The following is a 6,474-nucleotide window of genomic DNA, read 5'->3' on the forward strand; positions in this document are numbered from 1 at the left end:
AAATCAAAATACTTTATTTAATGCTTCTTTAAGAGAAGATACTCCTATAATATTTACATCTTTATCTTTTATTTTTTCCCTATTTCTATTAGGTATCAATATATTGCTAAAGCCCATTTTTTTTGCCTCATTTACAATTCTATCACAAAATGCAACTGGACGTACCTCTCCTGTAAGACCAATTTCTCCTACAGCCAGAAAATTTTTTAGCTTTACTTCGGTAGATTTAACACTTGATATAAGAGCAAGTGCCAGACCTAAATCCCCAAAAGTACCTTCAATTTCAAGCCCACCTACAACATTTACATATACATCACAGTTATAGAATCTAATTCTCAGCTTTTTTTCCAGTACCGCAAGAATAAGGCTTAATCTTGAATTATCTACTCCAACAGCTGTTCTCCTTGGCATTACAGCTTTCGTATCACTCACAAGTGCCTGTATTTCTATAAGTATAGGTCTTGTTCCTTCCATAACTCCTATAACTACAGAGCCTTCTTTCTGAAAATTGGTTTCTTCCAAAAATACTTGAGATGGATTTGATATTTCCTTTAATCCCTTTTCTCTCATTTCAAAAACTCCAATTTCACTTGTAGTCCCAAATCTATTTTTCACTGTCCTAAGTATTCTAAATTCCTGTGTTCTTTCTCCTTCAAATGATAACACAGTATCTACCATATGTTCAAGTACCCTAGGCCCTGCTAATTCTCCCTGTTTGGTTATATGTGCTACTATAAAAAAAGATATATTCTTCGTTTTTCCTATACGCATAATATCGTTAGAACTTTCTCTAACTTGAGATACACTTCCAGGTGCCGAACTAATTGTATCTTTAAATAAAGTTTGTATTGAATCTATTATAACAAAAATAGGATTATTATTTTGTATGTGATTTTCTATAGTATCCAAATTTGTTTCAGAAAGTATGTAAAGATTGTCTGAAAGTGCCCCCAGTCTATCACCTCTCATTTTTATTTGCTCTCCTGACTCCTCTCCAGAGACATAGATCACTTTTCCATATTTTGAAGCAATATTATTAGCTGTTTGAAGAAGGATAGTTGATTTACCTATCCCTGGAGCACCAGATATAAGTGTAAGTGATCCCTTTACAATTCCACCACCAAGAACTCTGTTTAATTCATTTATTCCAGTATCAAATCTTGCATATTCTCCAGATTTTATATCATTAATACTTTTTAATTCACTAACACTATTACTTTGAAGAATAGACTTCGACTGACTTTTTCTGTCCATTATTTTGGTCTCTTCGACCATAGTATTCCATTCATTACAACTAGGGCATTTTCCCAACCATTTCAGAGATTCATATCCACAGTTTTGACATACAAAAATTGTCTTAACTTTTGCCAATTTGCTATCCTCCTTGTATAATCACTATTATATATTGTAAAGCATAAAGCCAATTTTTTGGCAATAAGTGAGGATACACCCCGTACTAGTAAAAGTACAGGGCAGTACTTACTGGTTCACTTTGTTAAATTCTAATTTTCCATCATTTACAATTACTTCTACTTTATCTCCTCTTTTTATATTTCCCTTGAGCATTTCCTCCGAAAGTTTATCTTCGACTATTTTGGTAATAGCTCTTCTAAGTGGTCTAGCACCATATTCTATATCAAAACCTTCTTTAGTCAAGAGTTCCTGTGATTCTTCTGTAAAACTGATCTCAATATTTTTACTTTTTAATCTAGATGAAAGTTCATTAAGCATAATTTTTACTATCTTACTCAAATCCTCTTTCTCCAGTTTCCTAAATACTATAATATCATCAATTCGATTTAAAAATTCAGGTTTAAATGAATTCCTAAGTTCATCCATTATATTTTCCTTCATTTTTTCATATTCATTTTCATTTTTATATTTATCTTCAGGTGCAAATCCCAAAGATTTTTGTTTCTTAATAGTAGATGCACCAACATTAGATGTCATTATTATTATAGTATTTTTAAAATTAACAGTTTTGCCTTTACCATCAGTTAATCTGCCATCTTCAAGTATCTGAAGAAGTATATTAAATATTTCCGGATGTGCCTTTTCTATCTCATCAAATAAAACTACAGAATAAGGATGTCTTCTTACTTTTTCGCTGAGCTGTCCTCCCTCGTCATAGCCTACATATCCTGGAGGTGAACCAATTAGCTTTGATACCGTATGCTTTTCCATATATTCAGACATATCAATTCTTATCATATTATTTTCATCACCGAACATAGCTTCTGCCAGAGATTTTGAAAGTTCTGTTTTTCCTACACCTGTAGGACCTAGAAAAATAAATGAACCTATAGGTCTTTTTGGATCTTTTAACCCAACTCTCGCCCTTCTTACAGCTCTAGCTATAGATTTTACTGCCTCATCCTGACCTATTACTCTTTTATGGAGAATATCTTCAAGTTTAAGAAGTTTTTCTGATTCCTTTTCCGTTAATTTTTGAACTGGTATATTAGTCCACTGTGATACCACAGCTGCAATATAATCTTCTTTAACTTTTAAATTGGATACTTCTTTTTCAGTTTTCCAGTTTGTTTTCATTCCTTGAAGTTTATCCTTTAAATCTTTTTCTTTGTCTCTTAATTTAGCCGCTTTTTCAAAATCTTGAACTCTTATAGAATCCTCTTTTTCCTTTGTTATTTTTTCAACTTCACTTTCCATTTTTTTAAGATCTGGAGGTGCAATCAAATTCTGAATTCTAAGTTTAGCACATGCTTCATCAATAAGATCTATTGCTTTATCTGGTAAATATCTATCAGTAATATATCTATCAGACATATTTACAGCTGCCTCTATTGCTTCATCTGTTATTTTTACTCTATGATGAGCTTCATACTTGTCTCTAAGTCCCTTCAATATTAGAACTGCTTCTTCCTTTGTAGGCTCTCCTACTGTTATAGGTTGAAATCTTCTTTCAAGTGCAGCATCCTTTTCAATATATTTTCTGTACTCATCTATAGTTGTAGCTCCAATACACTGTATTTCTCCTCTTGCCAAAGCTGGTTTTAATATATTGGATGCATCTATTGCACCTTCAGCAGCACCTGCTCCTATTATAGTATGAATTTCATCTATAAATAATATTACATTTCCTGATTTTCTTATTTCCTCCATTACTTTTTTAAGTCTTTCTTCAAATTCACCTCTATACTTTGAACCTGCAATCATAGAAGAAAGATCAAGCGTTACTACTCTTTTTCCTCTTAAAAGCTCCGGTATATTAGAAGATACTATTTTTTGAGCAAGTCCTTCTGCAATGGCAGTTTTACCAACCCCTGGATCTCCTATTAGACATGGATTATTTTTCGTTCTTCTGCTAAGTATTTCAAGTACCCTTTGAGTTTCTTTTTCTCTTCCTATTACTGGATCTAATTTACCCTCTATTGCCATATTAGTTAAATCGCGCCCATATTTATCCAAGGTAGGAGTTGGTTCTCCACGCCCTTCTTTTGAAGTATTATTATTGGGAGATTGCTCTCCAGATAATGAACTTACAAGTTGCTTCTTTAATTTATTAAAGTCGGCACCTAAATTATTTAAAATAGTAAATGCAACACCTTCTGCTTCTCTTATAAGTGCTAAAAGTATATGCTCCGGACTTATATAATTATGATTTAAATTTCTGGCTTCAAACAGACTTAGCTCCAATAATCTTTTAGTTCTCGGAGTAAGTGGTATTTCATTATTATATAATTCTATTTCTCCTTTTCCCTCATACTCTTCTACAAGTGCTCTAACATTCTCAGTAGTAATATTCATCTCATTTAATAGATTTTTTGCTATTCCATCTTCTCTTAACATTCCAAGCAAAATGTGTTCAGTACCTACATAGCTGTGTTTAAGTGATTGAGCTTCCTCTTGTGCATATATAATAACCTTCTGTGCTCTATCTGTAAATCTTCCAAACATCATGATAACTCACCTTCCTTTTATTTAACTGTCGTTTCAGTTAATTTATTTCTTACAAGTTTTGCTCTATTATAATTTCTTTCTCTACTTGATAAAGTTTTTTCATAATTATTTTGTATGTTAGCAGGTTGTATTTCTACCAAAAGGCTATTTAATGCAGCCTTACTTACATCCTTAATTATTCCCATTTCGACGCCTAATCTTACATACGATAAAAGTTTTAAACACTCATCTGAATTTAAAAGTACAGCAGATCTTAAAGTTCCAAGAGACCTGTATATTTTATCTTCCAATTCATATTTTGAATTCTTCATAAGTTTATCTCTTACTAGTTTCTCTTCATTTATTATTTGACTGACAAGAGCTTTTAAATTGCTCATTATTTCTTCTTCACTGCGTCCTAAAGTCACCTGATTTGAAATCTGATAAACATTACCAATAGCTTTTGATCCTTCACCATATAATCCTCTAATTGTCATTCCAACCTGGCCAAGTGCATTCAAAAGTCCACTTATTTGATTGCTTAACGATATAGCTGGAAGATGTAACATAACTGATGCTCTAAGCCCTGTTCCTAAATTTGTTGGACAGGCAGTCAAATAACCCAGTTTTTCATCAAAAGCATAACTTAAATTTTTTTCTAAAATATTATCTATTCTATCACTTACATCATATACCTCTTCTAAATTTAAGCCAGCTGTTATACACTGAATTCTTACATGATCTTCTTCATTTAACATTATACTTATTGTTTCACATTTATTAATTATAAATGCAGACTTATTACTGTTCTCTAGCAAATTTTTACTTATCATGTGTTTTTCTAAAAACATTTTTCTATCATTTTCACTTTTTTCCCATAAATAATTTGTTTTAAATTCTTCCCTAATAGTATCTGATGTATAGAAAGCATCTTCTATAAGTTTTATTACTTTTTTTCCTTTTTCTTGATCTAGTTTATGAGGAAAAGGAACTTTAGATAAATTTCTTGCAAGCCTTATTCTACTGCTTATAACCAAATCTTCATTATCCGTTTCAGATGTTGTTATCCAATTCTTCATTCCCCTTCCTCCTTGTTATCAGAATTATTTTGTAAATTTTTGATTTTATCCCTTATCTCAGCAGCTTTTTCATACTCTTCAAGAGTTATAGCCTTTTGAAGATCTTGTTTTAACTTTAAAAGATTTCTTCTTTCTATAATATTCTTTCCAGCCCTTTTCGGTATTTTCCCTGTATGTTCTAAATTTGCCTGAACTCTTTTAATTATTGGCTGCAATATACTTGAAAAGTTATCATAACATTCGCTGCAACCTACAAGTCCTGTTTTTTTGAATTCTCTATATGAAGTACCACAATTTTTGCAGGTTATATCAAAATCATCCTGAGTTGTACTTGTATTATTCATGTAATTCATTATTCCACTCAATATATTTTGAAAACTAAATGGTGATACAAAATCTATCTGAGGCACAAAACTCAGTTCACCATGTTCCATTGCACATTTTTCACATAAATTAATATCCTGTTTAGCTCCATTTACTATCTTAGTTATGTGTACAGTAGCTTCATTTTTTTTACATATATCACACAGCATGTTATCACCCCACAGTTCTATATTAAACATATTTTAACCATATGAATATATTTTACTAATTTTCATTAAATATTACAATTATAGCAGATTTAAATATATTGGCCCTAACCTTATTTCTGTTATCTACAAACTCAGTAAAATTTCTATCATTAATCACTGCCTTCAATATATCAACTTCTCTATCTGATATAATGTCTGCTTCAAATAATCCATCTATAATTTGGACAGCAGAATTATAGGTTATACTATCCCCTATTTTTTCAATTATAATGTCAAGTAAATTCTTGTTACAACTACAAGATATCCTACTTATAATTATACATCCGCCACCGCCTCTTTTACTTTCTATATAATATCCTTTATCTACAGTAAATCTAGTTGTTAAAACATAATTTATTTGAGAAGGAGCACAACTAAAATGATTAGCTAATTCATTTCTTCCAATTTGCAATTTAAGCTCATCACTGCTTTCCAGCATACTTTTGATAAATTCTTCTATTACATCAGATAATCTTGCCACCATATCACCTTCTTGATTTTAGCAATATCATTTTTGACCTTCTTTGACTTTAATTAAATGATATTATTATAAAGTTATTTTATCAACTTTTATATTTCTCAAAATATAGCATTTTTCAAGTTGTATATAAATATACATCATTATTGCTTTACTTTTCTAATCTATGCTACATTTTATATTAACAAAAATAAAGCAAATCAAGAATAACCTGATTTGCTTAATATACTCTATTTGATATTCAATTAATATTCAAAAAATAAAATGGCTCCGTGGAGAGGGCTCGAACCTCCAACCCTTCGGTTAACAGCCGAATGCTCAACCATTGAGCTACCACGGAACATTTTTTTACCTGGCGATTACCTAACCTTCCACAGGGCCACCCCTGCAGTACTTTCGGCACAATGAAGCTTAACCTGCCTGTTCGGAATGGGAAGGAGTGTTA

Annotated in this window: 5 protein-coding genes, 1 tRNA gene and 1 rRNA gene; all 7 read right to left on the minus strand. The window is 31.3% G+C overall.

Going from position 1 to position 6,474, the window contains the following annotated elements; genetic code table 11:
- Positions 1–3 precede the first annotated feature (3 nt).
- Positions 4–1,371 (minus strand): DNA repair protein RadA, encoded by a 1,368-nt coding sequence (gene radA, locus J2Z42_RS08910; protein WP_209702298.1) that lies wholly within the window; start codon positions 1,369–1,371, stop codon positions 4–6.
- Between the two features lie 108 nt (positions 1,372–1,479).
- Positions 1,480–3,921 carry an ATP-dependent Clp protease ATP-binding subunit gene (locus tag J2Z42_RS08915; RefSeq protein WP_209702299.1) on the minus strand — a complete coding sequence of 814 codons (2,442 nt, stop codon included), beginning with the start codon at positions 3,919–3,921 and terminating at the stop codon, positions 1,480–1,482.
- A 17-nt stretch (positions 3,922–3,938) separates the two neighbouring features.
- Positions 3,939–4,979 (minus strand): protein arginine kinase, encoded by a 1,041-nt coding sequence (locus J2Z42_RS08920; RefSeq protein WP_209702300.1) that lies wholly within the window; start codon positions 4,977–4,979, stop codon positions 3,939–3,941.
- Positions 4,976–5,512: a UvrB/UvrC motif-containing protein gene (locus J2Z42_RS08925; RefSeq protein WP_209702301.1), complete on the minus strand. Its 537-nt coding sequence runs from the start codon at positions 5,510–5,512 to the stop codon at positions 4,976–4,978. The genes J2Z42_RS08920 and J2Z42_RS08925 overlap by 4 nt, the downstream gene beginning before the upstream one ends.
- A 55-nt stretch (positions 5,513–5,567) precedes the next feature.
- Positions 5,568–6,032 carry a CtsR family transcriptional regulator gene (locus tag J2Z42_RS08930; protein WP_209702302.1) on the minus strand — a complete coding sequence of 155 codons (465 nt, stop codon included), beginning with the start codon at positions 6,030–6,032 and terminating at the stop codon, positions 5,568–5,570.
- Positions 6,033–6,294: 262 nt separating this feature from the next.
- Positions 6,295–6,369: transfer RNA gene (locus tag J2Z42_RS08935), tRNA-Asn, on the minus strand.
- Between the two features lie 10 nt (positions 6,370–6,379).
- Positions 6,380–6,474 (minus strand): 5S ribosomal RNA (gene rrf, locus J2Z42_RS08940); the annotation flags it as partial.

This window comes from Clostridium algifaecis, assembly GCF_017874415.1.
In the GTDB taxonomy this organism is placed as follows: domain Bacteria; phylum Bacillota; class Clostridia; order Clostridiales; family Clostridiaceae; genus Clostridium_B; species Clostridium_B algifaecis.

Coding starts and splice junctions, on each gene's coding strand:
- J2Z42_RS08915 (WP_209702299.1), bottom strand. CDS start 3,921: ATGATGTTTGGAAGATTTACAGATAGAGCACAGAAGGTTATTATATAT.
- J2Z42_RS08925 (WP_209702301.1), bottom strand. CDS start 5,512: ATGCTGTGTGATATATGTAAAAAAAATGAAGCTACTGTACACATAACT.
- J2Z42_RS08920 (WP_209702300.1), bottom strand. CDS start 4,979: ATGAAGAATTGGATAACAACATCTGAAACGGATAATGAAGATTTGGTT.